This is a genomic window from Sphingomonas sp. Leaf25 (genome assembly GCF_001421635.1).
In the GTDB taxonomy this organism is placed as follows: Bacteria; Pseudomonadota; Alphaproteobacteria; order Sphingomonadales; family Sphingomonadaceae; genus Sphingomonas.
This window is the reverse complement of record NZ_LMKU01000003.1, coordinates 105,501-123,603: the sequence shown is the minus strand read 5'-3', so window position 1 is coordinate 123,603 and position 18,103 is coordinate 105,501. Positions and strand designations below refer to the sequence as shown.

17 protein-coding genes and 1 riboswitch are annotated in these 18,103 nt (G+C 68.5%); of the genes, 9 read left to right on the top strand and 8 right to left on the bottom strand.

What is annotated here, in order from left to right; genetic code table 11:
* Positions 1-201: 201 nt before the first annotated feature.
* The 3 genes from ASE78_RS02140 to lipB form a co-directional block, all read right to left on the bottom strand.
* Positions 202-873 (bottom strand): hypothetical protein, encoded by a 672-nt coding sequence (locus tag ASE78_RS02140; RefSeq protein WP_056492876.1) that lies wholly within the window; start codon positions 871-873, stop codon positions 202-204.
* 212 nt (positions 874-1,085) lie between these two features.
* Positions 1,086-1,355, bottom strand: coding sequence for a hypothetical protein (locus ASE78_RS02135; RefSeq protein ID WP_055756771.1), 270 nt, complete (start codon positions 1,353-1,355; stop codon positions 1,086-1,088).
* 88 nt (positions 1,356-1,443) lie between these two features.
* The gene (gene lipB / locus ASE78_RS02130) at positions 1,444-2,136 is read right to left on the bottom strand and encodes a lipoyl(octanoyl) transferase LipB (RefSeq protein WP_056492873.1); all 693 of its coding nucleotides are present in this window, start codon (positions 2,134-2,136) and stop codon (positions 1,444-1,446) included.
* A 62-nt stretch (positions 2,137-2,198) separates the two neighbouring features.
* On the opposite strand from lipB, the gene ASE78_RS02125 reads away from it, so the two are divergent.
* On the top strand, positions 2,199-3,035 hold the full coding sequence (locus ASE78_RS02125) for a hypothetical protein (protein WP_056492582.1): 837 nt from the start codon (positions 2,199-2,201) through the stop codon (positions 3,033-3,035).
* Entirely contained in the window at positions 3,032-3,766 is a 735-nt protein-coding gene (locus ASE78_RS02120) for a hypothetical protein (protein WP_056492579.1), read from the top strand. Before ASE78_RS02125 ends, ASE78_RS02120 begins: the two co-directional genes overlap by 4 nt.
* Here ASE78_RS02120 and ASE78_RS02115 read toward each other — a convergent pair.
* Genes ASE78_RS02115 through ASE78_RS02100 form a run of 4 tightly spaced genes read right to left on the bottom strand, consistent with a single transcriptional unit; the run spans position 3,739 to position 6,953 of the window.
* Positions 3,739-4,332 (bottom strand): GNAT family N-acetyltransferase, encoded by a 594-nt coding sequence (locus tag ASE78_RS02115; RefSeq protein ID WP_056492576.1) that lies wholly within the window; start codon positions 4,330-4,332, stop codon positions 3,739-3,741. The two genes, ASE78_RS02120 and ASE78_RS02115, sit on opposite strands and share 28 nt — an antisense overlap.
* Positions 4,333-4,336: 4 nt before the next feature.
* The gene (hemF, locus tag ASE78_RS02110; RefSeq protein WP_056492572.1) at positions 4,337-5,179 is read right to left on the bottom strand and encodes an oxygen-dependent coproporphyrinogen oxidase; all 843 of its coding nucleotides are present in this window, start codon (positions 5,177-5,179) and stop codon (positions 4,337-4,339) included.
* A gap of 32 nt (positions 5,180-5,211) precedes the next feature.
* Positions 5,212-5,991 (bottom strand): ABC transporter ATP-binding protein, encoded by a 780-nt coding sequence (locus ASE78_RS02105; protein ID WP_056492569.1) that lies wholly within the window; start codon positions 5,989-5,991, stop codon positions 5,212-5,214.
* Positions 5,985-6,953, bottom strand: a complete 969-nt coding sequence (locus tag ASE78_RS02100) for a FecCD family ABC transporter permease (protein ID WP_082466959.1) — start codon at positions 6,951-6,953, stop codon at positions 5,985-5,987. The genes ASE78_RS02105 and ASE78_RS02100 overlap by 7 nt, the downstream gene beginning before the upstream one ends.
* A gap of 317 nt (positions 6,954-7,270) precedes the next feature.
* Between ASE78_RS02100 and ASE78_RS02095 the strand changes: the two genes are divergently transcribed.
* Positions 7,271-8,119 carry an ABC transporter substrate-binding protein gene (locus ASE78_RS02095; protein WP_056492563.1) on the top strand — a complete coding sequence of 283 codons (849 nt, stop codon included), beginning with the start codon at positions 7,271-7,273 and terminating at the stop codon, positions 8,117-8,119.
* Here the strand turns inward: ASE78_RS02095 and ASE78_RS02090 are convergent.
* Positions 8,092-10,023: a TonB-dependent receptor plug domain-containing protein gene (locus ASE78_RS02090; protein WP_235514845.1), complete on the bottom strand. Its 1,932-nt coding sequence runs from the start codon at positions 10,021-10,023 to the stop codon at positions 8,092-8,094. The two genes, ASE78_RS02095 and ASE78_RS02090, sit on opposite strands and share 28 nt — an antisense overlap.
* A 188-nt stretch (positions 10,024-10,211) precedes the next feature.
* A riboswitch (cobalamin riboswitch) is annotated at positions 10,212-10,434 on the bottom strand.
* Between the two features lie 355 nt (positions 10,435-10,789).
* On the opposite strand from ASE78_RS02090, the gene kduI reads away from it, so the two are divergent.
* The 6 genes from kduI (at position 10,790) to ASE78_RS02060 (ending at position 18,081) form a co-directional block, all read left to right on the top strand.
* Positions 10,790-11,629, top strand: a complete 840-nt coding sequence (kduI, locus tag ASE78_RS02085) for a 5-dehydro-4-deoxy-D-glucuronate isomerase (protein WP_056492560.1) — start codon at positions 10,790-10,792, stop codon at positions 11,627-11,629.
* Positions 11,630-11,642: 13 nt separating this feature from the next.
* Complete coding sequence (gene kduD, locus ASE78_RS02080; protein ID WP_056492557.1) at positions 11,643-12,398, top strand: 2-dehydro-3-deoxy-D-gluconate 5-dehydrogenase KduD; 756 nt, start codon at positions 11,643-11,645, stop codon at positions 12,396-12,398.
* Positions 12,395-13,396 carry a sugar kinase gene (locus tag ASE78_RS02075; RefSeq protein ID WP_056492554.1) on the top strand — a complete coding sequence of 334 codons (1,002 nt, stop codon included), beginning with the start codon at positions 12,395-12,397 and terminating at the stop codon, positions 13,394-13,396. Before kduD ends, ASE78_RS02075 begins: the two co-directional genes overlap by 4 nt.
* A 110-nt stretch (positions 13,397-13,506) precedes the next feature.
* Positions 13,507-16,074 (top strand): PAS domain-containing protein, encoded by a 2,568-nt coding sequence (locus ASE78_RS02070; RefSeq protein ID WP_321163069.1) that lies wholly within the window; start codon positions 13,507-13,509, stop codon positions 16,072-16,074.
* A complete protein-coding gene (locus ASE78_RS02065) occupies positions 16,071-17,264 on the top strand; it encodes an MFS transporter (protein WP_056492548.1) in 1,194 nt (397 codons plus the stop codon). The genes ASE78_RS02070 and ASE78_RS02065 overlap by 4 nt, the downstream gene beginning before the upstream one ends.
* A 64-nt stretch (positions 17,265-17,328) precedes the next feature.
* A complete protein-coding gene (locus tag ASE78_RS02060) occupies positions 17,329-18,081 on the top strand; it encodes a metallophosphoesterase family protein (RefSeq protein ID WP_056492545.1) in 753 nt (250 codons plus the stop codon).
* Positions 18,082-18,103: the final 22 nt, after the last annotated feature.

Genomic DNA, 18,103 nt, shown 5'->3' with positions numbered 1-18,103 from the left:
GGGGGGGGGAGGGGATCACGCCGACCGGACCCTTTGTCTTGGATAGCGAGAGCGGGGGGGCTTGAATTCGCTATCCACAGGGCACAACGGCAGGTTGGTCGGATGGTTCCCGGAAAAATCGCATATTTCTTGGAAAACGTGCGACTCGCTATCGCTGGATGCCATTGGGAAACGCGCTTCGGCGCATCTTCAAACAGCCGTTCAGGACGGGAAGGCACCGCAGCGCTTCACCTGCCACAGGCCCTTGCGCCAGCACTTCGGGTTGCCGAACTCGTACAGCCGCACCGGGCGCATCCAGTTGACGTTGCGGCCGAACTGCTGCTCGCCATACGCCACCAGCGAATTGCGCAGCTTGCGCATCCGCATCTCGGCAAACTCACCCAGATACCCGCGCGGCACGAAGATCGCTTCCTGGCCGATCTCGCCCGCCGCCTGACAGAAGCCGAGCTGCGCCGATACCGTCGAGAAGCCCGAATAGACCCGCGTCCCGAACTGGTCGAGCGCGGTCTGCCCGGCCTTCGCCGACCCGGCGGTGCGGACGAAATATTTGCCGAGCGTGTCATAGCCCTTCTTCAATTCGTCGGCATGGTTGAAGAGCAGCGCGTTGTAGTTGCCGAGCGTCAGCAGCGACGGCTCGAACTGGCACTGGAGCGCGGCGACGTTCAGCCCGGCGCGCAGGTTCCACATCAGCGCGGCGCGCAATTCCTCGGGCGTGGCGCCGGGCAGGGCCTGGGTCGCGATGCCGGGTTCGGCGCCCGTCACCCGTTCGCCGCTGGTATCATAGGGCTTGAGAAAGAACTGGGCCGACGCCGGGGTCGCCGCGACGGCAAAGGCTGTGGCAACGGCCACGGCCAGGGTACGCACTACGCTCATCATGTCCTCTCGTGGGCGCGGGCCGGCGCCTTCATGGCGTTGAGGGGTACGGAATTTTCCGCCGTGGCCCAAGCCGAATTTTACATTGCGGTAACGTTTTGCCGCATGGACCCGAAACGATCGATGGGGCAGCGGAGCGACATCCCCCAAAAGAAAAAAGGGGCCGCCCGGTCGCCCGGACGGCCCCTTTCCCATCAACCTCGAAAGGTTGATTACATGGCGTTGGTCATGCCCATGTCGTTCGACATCATCATGTCGTTCGACATCATGGTGTCGTTCGACATCATCATGGTGTCGTTGCCCATGGCGCCGTCGACGGCGGTCATGTTGTCGGTCATCGTGCCGTCCATCATGTCGGTCGAGTTCAGGTCGGTGATGGTGGTGTTGTCGGCAGCGGTTTCGGTGGTGCCGCCGCAAGCCGACAGGGCCAGCGCGGCGCCGGCGACGATCGAACCCGTCAGAATCTTCGAGAATGCACGCATGTTAAGCTCCCTAAGCTATGGATAGGCGGCTATCTTCTACCGTTATTACCCAATCCGCGCCGGACATTAGTCGAACGACCCTCCGCCCTCAAGCCTCGTTTTTGGCGACCGTGGACAGCCGGTCGAGGAAGTCCGCAAACCCTTGCGCCAATGCGGCATCGAACGCCCCGGGCGTGACCGGTTTGCCCAGTGCGGCCGCGCTCGTCACCGGAAATTCGGCGATGCCGCATGGCACGATTCCGCCGAAGTGACTGAGATCGGGCGATAGATTGACCGAGAAGCCGTGCAGCGTGGCCCAGCGCCGCACCCGCACGCCGATCGCGCCGATCTTGGCTTCGGTGCCACCGTCGGCGGTCCAGATGCCGATGCGATCGGGCACGGCATAGGCATGGATGTCGAAGGTCCGAAGCGCACCGATCACCCAGTCCTCTACCGCATGGACGAAGCGCCGCACGTCGCGCCCGTGCCGGGTCAGGTCGAGCATCAGATAGCCGATGCGTTGCCCCGGCCCGTGATAGGTATAGCGCCCACCACGCCCGGCGGCATGGACCGGAAACCGCGGATCGAGCAGTTCGGCCGGATCGGCGCTGGTCCCGGCGGTATAGAGTGCGGGATGTTCGAGCAGCCAGATCAGTTCGCCCGCCTGGCCATCGGCGATCGCCGTGGCGCGCGCCTCCATCGTCGCCAGCGCGTCGGGATATTCGACCGGGCGGGGCGCGACCCGCCACTCGATGGCGGCGGCAGGCGATTGGGGCGGGGGGGAAGGGGGATCGGTAGCCATTTTCATTCGGGTTCGACGCGGGTAGAGCACTCCAATCGGACAAACGGGGAGCGAGCGCAACGATGGTGAATATCGGCACGGTCTGGGACAGGACGGTGGATTTCGTTCGCGACCATCTGGGCTCGGTGACGGCGGTGGTGCTCGCGACGCAATTCGCGCCCTCGGTCATCAGCGGCAGCCTCGAACGGCTGCGTGGCGAGGCGACCGGCGGTATGGCGGCGGTGTACGGGATCGTCACCTTGGCCGCGACGCTGATCGCGCTGTGGGGTGCGCTCTACCTGATCGGCTATGCCGCGCAGACCACCGGCCGCGAACAGGCGGCGGAGGCGCGGCGGATCGCGACGGGCCGGTTCCTGCCGCTGATCGGCGTGTCGCTGATCCTGCTCGTCGGCTTCTTCATCCTCGCGCTGCCGGGCATCGTGCTGGGCGCGACCAGCGGGTTCGATTTCGTCGCGGCGATGAACGGTACGACGCTCACGCCCGAGCAATATGGCGCGCTGGGTCCGGCGATCCTCTATTTCGCGCTGCTCACGCTGGTCGCGATCTGGGTGTTCGCGCGGTTGCTGACCGTCAATGCGGTGGTCGCGATGGAACGGCGCGGGCTGGGCGCGATCGCGCGCGGCTTCGCGATGACGAAGGGCATGGCGCTGAAACTGATCGGCCTGCTGATCCTCTATGGCATCATCACCGGGGTCGCGGTGTCGGCGGCGCGCTTCGTCACCGGCGCGATCTTCGCCATCTTCACCACGCCGGGCAGCGGGATCGGCATCGGCGATGTCGCCGTCGCCGTCGCGACGGCGGCGGTCAGCGCGGTGCTGGCACTCTATCAGGCAGTATTCATCGGCAAGCTGTACCGCGCCATCGTCGGTGAAAAGGATGATGCGGACGTCTTTGCATGAAAATTGATATTGGGGCCGCGTGCCGCGAGGCGCTCGGCATCTGGCGGCGGGACCGTGACATGATCGTCGCGGTGTCGGGCGTCTTTTTCTTCCTGCCCAATTTCGCGCTCGCGCTGTTCCTGTCGCGCGGCGACGATCTGGCCGCCGCGCAGCCGGGCGACCAGCAGGCGATGGTCGATGCGTTGCAGGCCTATCTGGTCGGCAACGCCCATTGGCTGGTGTTGCAGGCAGTGGCCGAACTGGTCGGCATCGCGACGCTGCTGGCGCTGGTGCTCGATCCCGCCCGCCCGAGCGTGCGCGACGCGCTGCTGGCCGCGTTCCGCCGCCTGCCGCTGCTGATCGTCGCGATGCTGCTGATCTACGCGGCCAAGCTCGCCGGGCTGCTGCTATTCGTCCTGCCGCTGCTCTACGTGATCGGGCGGGTGTTCGTGGTGCTGCCGGTGCTGATCGCCGAGCCGCAGCGCCGCTTCGGCGATGCGATGCAGCATGCGATCACGCTGACGGCGGGACAGGTCGTGCCGCTGCTCGCGCTGTCGGGGCTGTTGTATTTCGGTGCGCAACTGGTCGTGCTGCTGCTCAGCGGCACGGCGGGGGCGATCTCGTCGGGCGGGGGCAATCCGGTGACGCTGGCGATGCTGTCGGCGGCGGTCGCGGCGGTCGGCGCGGCGATGTCGGTTGCCTTCACCCTCGTCCGCGCGACCGTCTATCGGCGCTTGTCCAGCAAGGGGTAATGCGGCGCCGCGTCGGCCGGCAGGATGCCGGTCGCGCGCGGATCGGCGAACGTCTCGATCGTCCGCTGATAGGGCACGAACCCCGACCGGCGATAGAAGTCGAGCGCACGCGGGTGGTCGAGCGTGCAGGTATGTACCCACACCCGCGTCACCCCCGGCCCCCACGCGAGCGCCAGCGCGTGCGCCATCAGCCAGCGGCCATGGCCCTGTCCGGCCAACTCGGGGATCAGCCCGACATAGGACAGCTCGCACGCGCCAGCGCTGCGATCGTCGAGTTCGAGCATCCCGACCTCGAGTCCCGCCCGGTCGACCACCGCCCAGACGCGCACCCTCGCATCGTTCAGGATCGCCGTCAGCGCGTCATCGGCCATCACCAGCCGCGAGAACCACAGCCACGGCCCGCCCACCCGGCGGAACAACGCGCGGTAGCGATCGACCCCCGGCCGCTCCCACCGCACCAGCCTGAGCGGCGATTCCGGCATCGGCGCGGGGCGCGGCCGCCGCGTCATCTCCAGCGAGGTGACGATCGTCGCCACCTCGCCCGGTTCGACCGGGATCAGGCCCACCGCGTCAACTCCATGTGGCGAGCGGCGGCAGGCTCATCAGGATCGCGTCGATATTGCCGCCGGTCTTGAGCCCGAACAACGTGCCGCGATCATAGACGAGGTTGAACTCGGCATAGCGCCCGCGCCATTCCAGTTGCCGCGCGCGATCGGCATCGTCGAACGCCTGCCCCATCCGCCGCCGCACCAGCGCCGGATAGATGCGCAGGAACGCCTCGCCCACATCGCGGGTGAACGCGAAGTCGCGCGCCCAGTCGTCCGACAAATGATCGTAGAAGATGCCGCCGACGCCGCGATGCACCTGCCGATGCGGAATGTAGAAATAGTCATCGGCCCATTGCTTGAACCGGGGATAATGCGCCGGGTCATGCGCGTCGCATGCCGCCTGCATCGTGACATGGAAGTCGGCGGTATCCGTGTCATAGGGGATCGGCGGGTTGAGGTCCGCCCCCCCGCCGAACCAGCGTTTGGTGGTACACAGAAACCGCGTGTTCATATGCACGGCGGGCACATGCGGATTGGCCATGTGCGCGACCAGACTGATACCGGTCGCGAAGAACCGCGGATCATCGCCCGCGCCGTGGATCGACTTGGCGAACTCGCCCTCGAAGGTGCCGCCGACCGTCGAGACATTGACCCCGACCTTCTCGAACACCTTGCCCTTCATCACCCCGCGCACGCCGCCGCCGCCGGGTTCGCCGCTCGGATCGACCCGGTCCCACGGGGTATAGGCGAACCCCGCGTCCGACCCCGCCTCGCGCTCGATGCCCTCGAACGCGGCGCAGATCCGGTCGCGCAGCGATTCGAACCAGCTACGGGCGGCGGCTTGCTGTTCGTCGAGCGGCTTCATGGCCAGCGCTGTGGCGGCTGGGGGCAGGGGGGTCAATGGGGCGGATCGCCCGGCACCCCCACCGGCACGATCATCGGCCCCTCCGCACTCTCCCCGAACCACGCGCGGATGCCGAACACCGCCGCCAGATTGGCCGGCGTCAGCACGGCGGCGGGCGATCCGTCGGCCACCAGCCGGCCCTCGTCGAGCAGCAGCAACCGGTCGCACATCCGCGCCGCCAGCCCCAGATCGTGGAGCACCGCCACTACCAGCGTGCCCGCCTCCGCCTCGGCACGCAGCAGCGCCGCGACCTCGAGCCCGTGACGGGGATCGAGCGCGGCGAGCGGCTCGTCGACCACCAGCGCCGTGCCCCCTTGCGCCAGCGCCCGCGCCAGCAGCACCCGCGCGCGCTCGCCGCCCGACAGCGTCGTCGCATCGCGGCTCCGCAGGCGCACAACATCGACCCGCGCCATCGCCGCCTCGACCGCCGCCCGGTCGTCGTCCCCCATCCGCGACATCGGCGCCAGATGCGGCAACCGCCCCAGCGCCACCACCCGCTCGACCGACAGCGGCCAGTGCAGCACCTGCCCCTGCGGCAGATACGCCACCCGCCGCGCGATCTCTGCGGCACGCAGGTCCGCCCGCCCGTCGATCGTTACCCGCCCCTGAGCACGCACCAGCCCGAGCAGCGCGCGCGCCAGCGTCGATTTGCCCGCCCCGTTCGGCCCCAGCACCCCGACGAGGCTGCCCGGCGCGAGTGTCACCGAGACGTCGTGCAACACCCGCCGCCCGCCCAGCGTCACCGACAGCCTGTCGGTCGCGATCGTCACCATTGCCGCCGCTCCCGCAGCAGATGGACGAGGAACACCGGCACCCCCAGCAGCGCGGTGACGACGCCCAGCTTCAGTTCGGTCGGCGTCGGGATCAGCCGCACCGCGCTATCCGCCAGCACCAGCAGCACTGCCCCGGCCAGTGCCGACGGCACCAATGTCGCCGAGGGCGAGCGGTCGGTGAACGGCCGCACGAAATGCGGCACGATCAGCCCGATGAAGCCGATCGCGCCCGACACCGCCACCGCGCCACCCACGCCGATCGCGATGCCGACCAGCAACCGCAGCCGCACCCGCGCCAGATCGACTCCCAGCGCCCGCGCGCCATCCTCGCCCAGCGTCAGCGCGTCGAGCGCGCGCGCGTCGACCAGCAGCAACCCCGCCCCGATCGCGACACAGGGCAGCGCGATCCACACATGCTGCATCGAGCGATCCTCGATCGAGCCGAGCAGCCATGTCGCGATCTCCATCGCCGCGAACGGGTTGGGCGACAGGTTCAGTGCAAGGCTGATCCCCGCACCCGCCAGCATCGACACCGCGATCCCGCCGAGGATCAGCGTCAGCGCACTCTCGCCGCGCCCGGCGAGCAGGAACAACAGCACCAGCGCCGCCAGCGCCCCGACGATCGCCATCCCCGGCAACGCCAACGGAAATGGCGCCGCCCACCCGAAATACAGCGCGACCACCGCGCCCAGCGCCGCGCCGTTCGACGCGCCCAGCACCGCCGGCTCGGCCAGCGGATTGCGCAGATACGCCTGCAGCGCCGCCCCGCCGATCCCCAGCATCGCCCCGACCAGCAGCGCCACGAGCGTGCGCGGCAGCCGCAACTGGAACAGGATCGTCGCGGCGGTCGCATCCTGCCCCGCTACCGCCGCCGCGACACGATCGACGCCCAGCGCCACCGGCCCGACGCACAGCGACAGCACGGCCGCCGCGATTACCGCCAGCAGCAGGACGAAGCGCATCACCATGGCCCAAGACCGATCGGCATGCAGATGGCGGCAACGACCGATCGATGGTGCGGACCGAACCCACCGCCCCCATCGTCACCCCGGACTTGTTCCGGGGTCCACCATGCCGCAATCGCTACCGATTGAACCTCGTATCGCACCGATCGCCGCGCCGTGGACCCCGGAACAAGTCCGGGGTGACAATGGGTCGGTGAACGTCGCGCAAACCTGCGCCTGATGGCTGAGACGGGGTACGTCACGCTCCGGGTCACGGAGTCCGATACCGGCAGCGGAACCCTTGCCACCGCCCTAGATTCCCCCCCAATGGCCCGATGCGCCTCGCGATCCTGCCCCTGTTCCTCACCGCCTGCACCACCGCGCCCGCGCCCGAGGCCCATGAGCCGCCGCGCCGGATCGTCTCGCTGAACCTGTGCGCCGACCAGCAACTCCTCGCACTCGCCGACGACGACCAGATCGCTGGTCTCACCCGCCTGTCGCGCGACCCCGCCATGTCGGCCGGCGCCAAGCGCGCCGCGCACCTGCCGATTATCGACGCCACCGCCGAGGACCTGCTCGCCATCCGCCCCGACCTCGTCCTCAGCGACGCCGGCTTCCCCGCGCCCGCCCTCGCCGCGTTGCCGGACACGCCATTCCGCACCGTCCCCCTGAACTGGGTGTCGCGCTACGACGATATTGTCGCGCAACTGCGGCAGGTCGGCGACGCCATCGGCCACCGCGACCGCGCCGACGCGCTCGTCGCCCGCATGGACGCCGCGCTCGCCCGGATCGACAAGGCGGCGGGCAGGGGACAGGTCGCTGCCGACTATCAACGACGCGGCTATCTGACCGGCAGCGGGACATTGGTCGACGAACTGATGGGCCGCGTCGGCCTCGTCAATCTCGCCACCCGCCTCGGCAAGCCGGCCCTGTCGCAACTCTCGCTGGAAGAGATGGTCGCGGCGCACCCCGACCTCCTCCTGCGCAGCGAATCGCCGCAAGTAATCGATCGCGGGACCGAGCTGCTCGCCCATCCCGCGATCGCCGACCTCGCCCGCGTCGATCTGCCGCAGGCGTGGACCGTGTGCGGCGGTCCCGCCTATGTCCTCGCCGCCGAACGACTGGCCGATGCGGTGCGTTCGGCGGCGAGTCATCGTCAGAAGCCGGCGCGGATGCCGGCATAGGCCGCGCGGCCCGGCGTGCGATAGGTGAACACGTCCTCGTACTTGGCCGCGAACAGGTTCTCGACCCGCGCGAAGGCGCGCAGGTTGCCCGTGATCCGCGCATCGGCGGCTAGGTTCACCAGCGTATAGTCGTCCAGTCGCACGCGCGGCCCCAGCGGCAGGTTGGTGAAGTTCGAATCGAAGCTCTTGCCGTTATAGCGCGCGGTCAGCGTCGCGCCGAACGCATCGCCCGCCGCTGCCCAGCGCAGGTTCGCCGATCCGATATGCGGCGGCCGGCGCACTTCCTCGCGCCCCGCTTCGATCGCGTCGAGATAGGTATAGGCGAGGTCGGCGACGAAGCCGTAGCCCAGCGGCGCATGCGCGAACAGCTCGACGCCCCGCTGGCGCGAGCGCGTCGTCCGGTTGGCAGGCGACACGACGAAGCTTGGCGAAAAGGTCGAATAGATCTCGTCGCGCAGCACCGAGCGGAACAGCGTCGCGCCGAGGCGCACGCCGGCGGCGGGGGTCAGGTCGACGCCGCCCTCGATCCCTTCGGACTTTTCGGGCTTCAGGTTCGGATTGCCGATGAAGCTGCGCGGATCGAAGCCGAACAGTTCGTAGTTGGTCGGGTTCTTGATGCCCGATCCAGCGGCGGCGCGGACGCGGACCAGCGGCGACAGCGCATAGCTGCCACGCACCCGCCACGTCGTCGCATCCTCGAACCGGTTGTTCAGGTCGCGGCGGATCGACGCGCCGAAGCCCGCCTTGTTGCCGACGCGCAGATCATATTCGCCGACGATGCCGGTGTTGTCGGTGCTGCGACCGAGGTTGGCGGGCGAGGGGGCGAACACCGCGACCGACCGGAACCGCTCGCGCTCGAAATCGGCGGCCAGCGTGAAGCCATGGGTCAGGCTGCCCGCGACCAGCCGATACGTCGAATCATACGCCGCCTTGAACCGCTCGCCGCGATTGTCGGAGGTCAGGTCACCGTCGGTGCGGCTGTTGCGATGGGTATCGTTCAACTGCACCGTCGCCGCCTGCGTCCACGCCCCGTCCATCAGGTCGAGTTCGGCGCGCGCCAGCCCCAGGAAGCTGCGCGACGTCGTGGTATCGCCGCCATCGACCACGAAGCCATAGGTGGGCGAGGTGAAGTCGAAATCCTGCGGGTTGGTATCGGCCTCCAGCCGCGCGTACCGGCCGGTCGCGAACAGGCGCAGGTTGGGCGCGAGGGTGTAGGCGAGCTTGCCCGAAAGCTGGCGGTTGCCGGCGCTCAGGTCGCGGTCGCCGATGCCCCGCCTTGCCGCTGGCGTGCCGTCGGTGTCGAGGAACGCACCCGACAGCACATAGTCGAGTCCGCTCGCCACGCCGCCGATGCGTGCCGCGCCGCTGACCGTTCCGAACGACCCGCCCTCGATCCGCCCGCGCACGCCCGGCGCGTCGGCACCGTTCGCGGTGATGTAATGGATCACGCCGCCGATCGCATCCGACCCATAGGTCGCCGATTGCTGGCCGCGCAGCACTTCGATCCGCGCGACGTCATCGGCGATCAGCGTCGAGAAATCGAACTCGCCAAGGAACGGGTCGGACGCCTCGATCCCGTCGATCAGGACCAGCGTATGGTTCGCCTCGGTCCCGCGCAGCCGGACCTGGGTAAAGCCGCCGACACCGCCCGAGCGGCTGACCGCGACGCCCGGCACGTCGCGCAATATGTCGCTGACGACGCGCGTCTGGCGGTTCTCCAGATCCTCTGCGCCCAGCAGTGTGTAGCTCGACCCCAGCAGGTCGGCGGGCGTGCCGTCCAATGCGCGGGTGCCGGTGACGATGATCGGGTCGGCCTCGTCGGCGGCCGTATCGCCGGGCAGCGCCTGGGCAAAGGCGGATGCGCTGGCGAGCAGCGCGGCAAGGGTCAGCGTGGTCTTCAACATCTGGTCTTCCCCGGGGATGCGCAGGAGCGACACGGCGGGGCGGACCGCAGCGGATGCGGCCATGGGCGGCGCGGCCGACGGCACCCCCCTGGCGCGCGGACCCACGACCAACCCCGGTGCGGCCCCCGCCGCGCTTGGGTTCGTCGCTCCACACGGAGAACCGGCCCCGGCCTCCACTGGACCACAGGCAGAAGCGACCACGCGCCGGCAGGTCTCCTGGCTCGCGGGTCGTCGCGCGGGTCTGACGCCTTCCCGGGAAACCCCAGTGGCTGTCGATCCCTGTTCGGGGACCAACGTGCAGTCGCGCTCACCGCTCACAGTTGCAGGGACAGCCGCGGTCTTGGGGACAGGTCCCCGCACCGCATTCCCGTTTTAAGTTCCCGAAGGAACACCGGCGTGCATCGGCCCCGGATTTTGCCGGAACCGGCGCGGCCTCTACGCGGCCGACCCGGCCATGGCAAGCGACCGGCCGGGGGCGGCTTGGGAAACCGGTGTCATAATCGTGAAGTTGAACACGCGCATTTCACCAGTTTTTCGATTTTATGTTCGCATTGTGGAAGCCGAGTTCATCCGTCGGAATTTATGCCGTGAAATGCCACAAATCGCGGATTTCCAACGATCTCCCGGACGACGGCCGGACGCTCCGCAAAAACCGGTCGACGCGGGCGGCAGGCGGCATTAGGACAGGGTTTATCGAGTTCAACGCACAGCGCCGGCAGCGGGGAACACCCCGATTGATACCGGTTTCCCACGTCAGGAGAGAGCCATGTTCGACCGCACCTATTACGCCACCCATCCCGACATGATGGAATGCGTCTCGAACGAGGAATTGCGCGACCGCTATCTGATCGAAGGCCTGTTCCGCGAGGGCGAATGCGTCCTCAATTACACCCACGCCGACCGCTTCGTGATCGGCGGCGTCGCGGTGGGCGATGCTCCGGTCAAGCTCCCGACCCAGACCGAACCGAAGTCGGCGGAGGGGCATCCGTTCCTCGAACGCCGCGAGATGGCGGTGGTCAACGTCGGCGATGCCGAGGGCACGCTGACCGTCGACGGCGAAAGCTTCACGCTCGGCAACAAGGACTGCGTCTACGTCACCATGGGTGCGACCGACGTCGAATTCGGCGGGCAGGGCGCGCGCTTTTACATCGCATCGTGCCCGGCGCACAAAGGCTTCACCACCCGCAAGCTCGGCATCGCCGATGCCAATGCGCTGGAGCGCGGCAGCCTGGAGGAATCGAACGAGCGGACGATCTTCCAGCTCGTCATCCCCGGCGTGTGTGATTCGGCGCAGCTCGTCATGGGCCTGACCGTGCTCAAGCCCGGCAGCGTGTGGAACACCATGCCCCCGCACATCCACGAGCGCCGCAGCGAAATCTATTTCTACTTCGAACTGCCGACCGAGAATGACAAGGTGTTCCACTACATGGGCGAGGGTGAGGCGATGCGCCACATCGTCATGGGCAACGAGGAAGCCGTGATCTCGCCGCCATGGTCGGTCCACATGGGGTCGGGCACCCGCGCCTATGCCTTCATCTGGGCGATGGCCGGCGAGAACCAGGACTATACCGACATGAAGGTCCTCGACATCTGCCAACTGGCGTAAGGAATTGGTGGCGATGGCAAATCCCTTCGACCTCACCGGCCGCGTCGCGGCGATCACCGGAGCCAACACCGGCATCGGTCAGGCGATCGCGCTGGCGCTCGCCGCCGCCGGGGCCGATGTCGCGCTGATCGGTCGCACGCCCGCGACCGATACGGCGGACAAGGCGCGCGCGCTCGGGCGCAAGGCGGAAATCGTCTCCGCCGACCTGTCGACTATCGCGCCCGTAGCGGGCGTTGTCGAGCAGACGATCGACACGCTCGGCGGGCTGGACATCCTCGTGAACAATGCCGGCATCATCCGCCGCAACGACAGCCTCGACTTCACCGAAGAGGACTGGGACGCGGTCATCGACACCAACCTCAAATCGGTGTTTTTCCTCAGCCAAGCCGCCGGCCGGCACATGGTGGCGCAGGGGCGCGGCAAGGTCATCAACATCGCGTCGATGCTGACCTTCCAGGGCGGGGTGCGCGTGCCGAGCTATACCGCGTCCAAATCGGGCATCGGTGGTCTCACCAAGCTGCTGGCGAACGAATGGGCGGCCAAGGGCGTCAACGTGAACGCGATTGCGCCGGGCTATATCGCCACCAACAATACCGCCGCATTGCAAGCGGATGAGACGCGCAATCGCCAGATCCTCGAACGCATCCCGGCGGCGCGCTGGGGCGATGCCGGCGATCTGGGCGGGGCGGCGGTATTCCTTGCCTCGGCTGCCTCCGACTATGTAAACGGCCATGTTCTGGCGGTCGATGGGGGGTGGCTCGCGCGATGATCCTGTGTTTCGGGGAACTGTTGCTGCGGCTGACCGCGCCGGGCCGTGAACTGCTGATGCAGAGCGGCCGCTTCGACGTGAACGTCGGCGGGGCGGAGGCGAATGTCGCGGTCGGTCTGGCCAATCTCGGCCATGCTACCGCGTGCGCCAGCGCAGTCCCCGACAGCCCGCTCGGACGTGGCGCCGTATCGGCGATGCGCGCGCAGGGGGTCGATTGTTCGCGGGTGCTGACCCGCGACGGGCGCATGGGCCTGTATTTCCTGAGCGTCGGCGCCGGCTTACGCGCTTCCGACATCGTCTATGACCGCGCCGGATCGAGCTTCGCGACCACCCCGGCCTCGGCATGGGACTGGGACCTGTTGCTGGAGGGTTGCACCCGGCTGCACCTGTCGGGAATCACCCCGGCGCTGGGCCATGAAACCGCCAACGCCGCCATCGCCGCCGCCGAGGCCGCGCGGGCCAAGGGGCTGACCGTCTCGTTCGATGGCAACTACCGCGCCCGGCTGTGGGACGCATGGGACAGCGATCCGCGCGCCGTGCTGACCCGGCTGGTCGGCCTCGCCGACCTGTTGTTCGGCAACCACCGTGACGTATCGCTACTGCTCGGCGAGCAATTTTCGGGCGATGGCGAGGATCGCCGGCGCGAGGCCGCGCAGGCCGCCTTTGCCGCCTTCCCGAACCTCAAGCATATCGCCTCGACGGCGCGGCACGTCGACGACGCCGACCACCACCGGCTGTCGGCGCGGATCGACACGCCGACCCATGCCGTCCAGACCGAGGAAGTCGCGATTTCGGGCATCGTCGACCGGATCGGCGGCGGCGACGCCTTTGCCAGCGGCGTGCTCCACGCGCTTATCTCAGGGCAGGACGAGGCGACCGCCGCGAGCTGGGGCCTTGCCGTCGCCGCGCTCAAACACTCGCTGCCCGGCGACGCCAGCCTGTTCCGGCAGGCGGACATCGATGCCTTCCTCGAAGGGGGCCTCGACGTCCGGCGGTAACGCGGTTTCCGGGTAAAAGCCCATCCCGAACCGACGCTTGCACACGGATGGGCGAACCGGCAAGGAACAGCCGGGGGGAAACCCGCGTTTCTGGACCGATGCGAGGTGACGTGAGCGATAGCGAGGGCGCGACCGGACCGGCCGCACGCGAGGACCGGCGCATCGCCCGTGAGATCGCCGGACTGGCGGGGGGCACCGACCCGTTCGTCGCGGCAGTGCGCGCCACGCGCATGCCAATGATTATCACCGACCCGCGCCTGCCCGACAATCCGGTGGTGTTCGCCAACGACGCCTTTTGTCGCCTGACGCAATATACCCGCGACGAGATCATCGGCCGCAACTGCCGCTTCCTGCAAGGCCCCGACACCGATCCGGCGAGTGTCGCGCGCATCCGCGACGCCGTCGCGAACCGGACCTCGATCGAGATCGACATCCTGAACTATCGCAAGAACCGCGATCCGTTCTGGAACCGCCTGCTGCTGGCCCCGGTCGACGATGCGAACGGCGACCTTGCCTATTTCTTCGCCAGCCAGGTCGACGTGACGATCGAGCGTGAGCGACTGGAAGGACTGGAGACGAGCAACGCCGCGCTGATGGCCGAACTCGCCGGGCGGTTCCGCGAGCAGGAGGAGCGCGAGCGCGAGATGCACTTCGCGCTGGAGGCGGGGCGGTTCGGCACTTGGGCGCTGGAGCGCGGGACCTGCCAGCTCACCATGTCGGACATCTGCCGGGCGAACTGCGGTTTTCCGACGGACTATCCGCCGTCGCATGCCGAGGTGCTGGCGATCGTCCATGACGACGACCGCGCCGCCCTGCTCGCCGCGATCGAGCGCAGCTTTGCCGGCGAAGCGTTCGAGAATGAGGCGCGTATCCGCACGCCCGACGGCGAGCGTCGCTGGATCGCCAGCCGGGGGCAGCCGAAGATCGGTGCCGACGGCGGCGTCACCCGCCTGACCGGCGTGTCGATCGACGTCACCGCCTACAAGCGGCTGGAGACGATGCGCGCGGCGATGGCCGAGCTGAACGACACGTTGCGCCCGCTCGACGATCCGGTCGAGATGACCGTTGCCGCAGCGCGTATCATCGCTGGGGCATTGGCGGTCGACCGCGTGGGATATGGCGTGGTCGACCGCCAAGCGGAGACGATCACGATCGAGCGCGACTGGAACGCGCCCGGCGTCACCACTATCGCCGGGACGCTGCACTTTCGCGATTATGGCAGCTATATCGACGATCTGAAGCGCGGCGAGACGGCGGTGGTCGAGGATGCCCGGCTCGATCCGCGCACCGCCGCCACCGCGGCGCAGCTCGAGTCGATCAACGCGCGCGCGTTCATCAACATGCCGCTGACCGAACAGGGCGGGCTGGTGGCGCTGATCTATGCCAATCATGGCGAGGCGCGGGTGTGGCGCGACGACGAGGTCGCCTTTGTCCGCGAGGTGGCCGAGCGGACCCGCGCCGCCAGCGAACGCCGCCGGGCGGAACGCGATCTGGCGGCGCTGGCCGTCTCGCTCGAACAACAGGTCGCCGATCGCACCCACGCGCTGGTCACGGCGCAGGATGCACTGCGCCAGAGCCAGAAGATGGAGGCGATCGGCCAGTTGACCGGCGGCGTCGCGCATGATTTCAACAATCTGCTGACGATCGTGCGCTCCTCGGTCGATCTGCTGCGCCAGCCGACGCTGACCGAGGCGCGGCGCGAACGCTATCTGTCGGCGATCAGCGACACCGTCGATCGCGCCGCCAGCCTGACCGGGCAGTTGCTCGCCTTCGCCCGCCGATCGGCGCTGCAACCCAGCGTGTTCGACGTGAACGCCGCCATCGCCGCGCTCGGCGACATCGTCCGCACGCTGGCCGGATCGCGGATCGAGGTCGTCGTCTGCCCCAGCGGCGATCCGGCGTTCGTCGATGTCGATCCCAACCAGTTCGATACCGCGATCGTCAACATGGCCGCCAACGCGCGCGACGCCATGCAGGGCGAGGGGCGGCTGACGATCCGGGTGACGAGTGTCGATGCGGTCCCCGGCATGTCCGGACCTGCCGGCGCCCATGTCGCCGTCGCGATCGAGGATAGCGGCGGCGGGATCGACAACGAGGTGCTGGCGCGCATCTTCGAGCCGTTCTTCACCACCAAGGGGCTGGGCAAGGGCACCGGGCTGGGGCTGAGCCAGGTGTTCGGTTTCGCCAAACAGTCTGGCGGCGAAATCCGTGCCGACGGCACGCCGGGCGCGACGGTGTTCACCCTGTATCTGCCGCAGGTCGATGCGCCGGCCCCGACCGGGCAAACGGTGCGCGACGATCCGGGCGACACCAGCGGGCAGGGCTTGCGCGTCCTGGTGGTCGAGGACAATCCGGTCGTCGGGACCACCACCGCGCAGGCGCTGGAAGAACATGGCTTCGTCCCGGTCCATGTCTCCGACGGGCAGGCCGCGCTCGACCGGCTGGTGGCGGAGCCGGATGCGTTCGACATCATCTTTTCCGACGTGGTGATGCCACGCGTCGATGGGCTGGAACTGGCGCGGCGGGTGCGCGAGCGCTGGCCGGCGCTGCCGGTGCTGTTGACCAGTGGGTATAGCGACGTGATCGCGCGGCAGGGCACCAACGGGTTCGAACTGCTCCAGAAACCCTATACCATCGCGCAGGTCGCCGCCGTGCTGCGCCGCGTCGCCGGACGTTGAGCTTCGCCGCGCCGGGTCGGGGCTTCGTCGCGCTCTATACGCTGGCCTATTGCGGGCTGTTCGTCGCGTTCATGCCGTTCGTCACCATCTTGTTGCAGGTGAAGGTGGCGGCGATCGACCCGGCCGGGCGGGTCGCGCTCCTGGGATGGGTGGTGCTGGGCGGGGCGGTGGTCGCCAGTATCGCCAACATCGCCGCCGGTTGGATCAGCGACATCGGCTGGCGGCGCAGCGGAACCCGCCGTCCGACGATCGCGGTCGGGCTGGTCGCGATCGTCATCGCCTTTGCCGCGATCCATGGCGCGACCACGGCGGTGACGCTGCTGGCGGCGGTCGCCTTCTGGCAGGTGGCGCTGAACCTGATGTTCGCGCCGATGGTCGCGGTGCTGGCCGACGAAGTGCCCAACCGCGCCAAGGGGCAGGTGAGCGGGCTGCTTGGCATCTCGCACCCGGTCGGCGTGCTGACGGCATCGGTGGTGACGTTGCCGCTCTTCGCCGATGCCGCCGCGCGCTACACCGCCAATGTCGTGCTGATGGTGGCGATGATCGTGCCGTTCCTATGGGCCGCGCGCGAACGGGGAATGGGGAGCGACGCCGGGCCGGACACGGTGATCGCCACCCCGCCGGTCGGCCGGGCCGATCTGATCCGCGCTTGGGTCGCCCGGCTGGCAATGCAGGCGGCGGGCAACGGCCTGACCGCCTATGCCTTCTTCCACTTCGCCGATCGCTGGCAGGGCGGCGGTGATGCGGCGGGGCCGGTCGCGCGGGCGATGGCGGTCGTCACCGGGGTCGCGGTGGTCGCGACGATCCTTGCCGGTCGCTGGTCGGACCGCATGGGGCTGCGGCGGCCGTTCCTGGGGCTCGCGACGTTGCTGGTCGCAGGCGGGCTGATCGGCATGGCACTGTCGCAGGGGTTCGTCGGGGTTAGCGTCGCCTATGGCGTCTGCACCATCGGCCTGTCAGTGTTCCTCGCGCTCCACTCCGCGCTGGCAATGCAGTTGCTGCCGTCGCCCGCCACGCGCGGACGCGATCTGGGCGTGCTGAACCTCACCAACACGCTGCCCGCCTGTGTTCCCCCGCTGCTCACCGCGATCGTCCCGCCGGGAAGCGGGCTGGGGCCGGTGTTCGTCGCGCTGGCCGGGGTCGCGGCGGTCGGCGGCGTGCTGGCATTGTCGATCCGCAGTCGGAATTGAGCGACGGATAAACTTCCCGCCGCCCGGTGCGTTACTGCGCGATCGACCATGGTGGGGGTGCCCGATGATCCGTCTGTTCCACGTCAGCGACGTCCATTTCGGCGCGGAGGACAGCCAAGCGATCGCGTGGTTCGATGAGGCGGTGCGCCGCGAACAGCCCGACGCGATCATCATGACCGGCGACCTGACGATGCGCGCCCGCGCCGCCGAGTTCGAGGCGGCCGCCGAATGGCTGGAAGGGCTGGGCCGTCCGGTGACGGTCGAGGTCGGCAACCATGACCTGCCGCTCTACAATCTGTTCGCCCGCTTCGTCCGGCCGTACAAACGCTACAAGCGGCTGGAGCGGATGATCGAGCGTCCGCTGGAGATAAAGGGGGTGGCGATCGTGCCGCTCAAGACCACGGCGCGGTTCCAGTTCCGCTGGGATTGGTCGAAGGGCTATGTCGGGCCGAAGGCGCTGGCCCGGACGCTGAAGCTGATCGAGCGGGTGCCCAAGGGCGATCTGGTGTTCATCGCCGCGCATCACCCGTTGGTCGATGTCGGCACGCGATCGAGCGGCGAGACGCGCGGCGGGCCGGCCGCGCTGGCGGCGGTGACGGCGGCGGGCGCACATGCCGTGCTGTCGGGCCATGTCCATGACCCGTTCGACGTGCCCTATCGCAGCGGCAAGGGGCTGTTGCGTATGGTCGGGGCGGGAACGCTGTCCTGCCGGACGCGCCAAGACCCGCCCTCGTTCAACGAAATCCGTATCGAGGGCAAAAGCTTCGAGACGATCGCGCGCAAGATGGGCGTGCCCGACGAGCCGGTGACGCAGTGATTGCTCCCCTCCCTGACAAGGG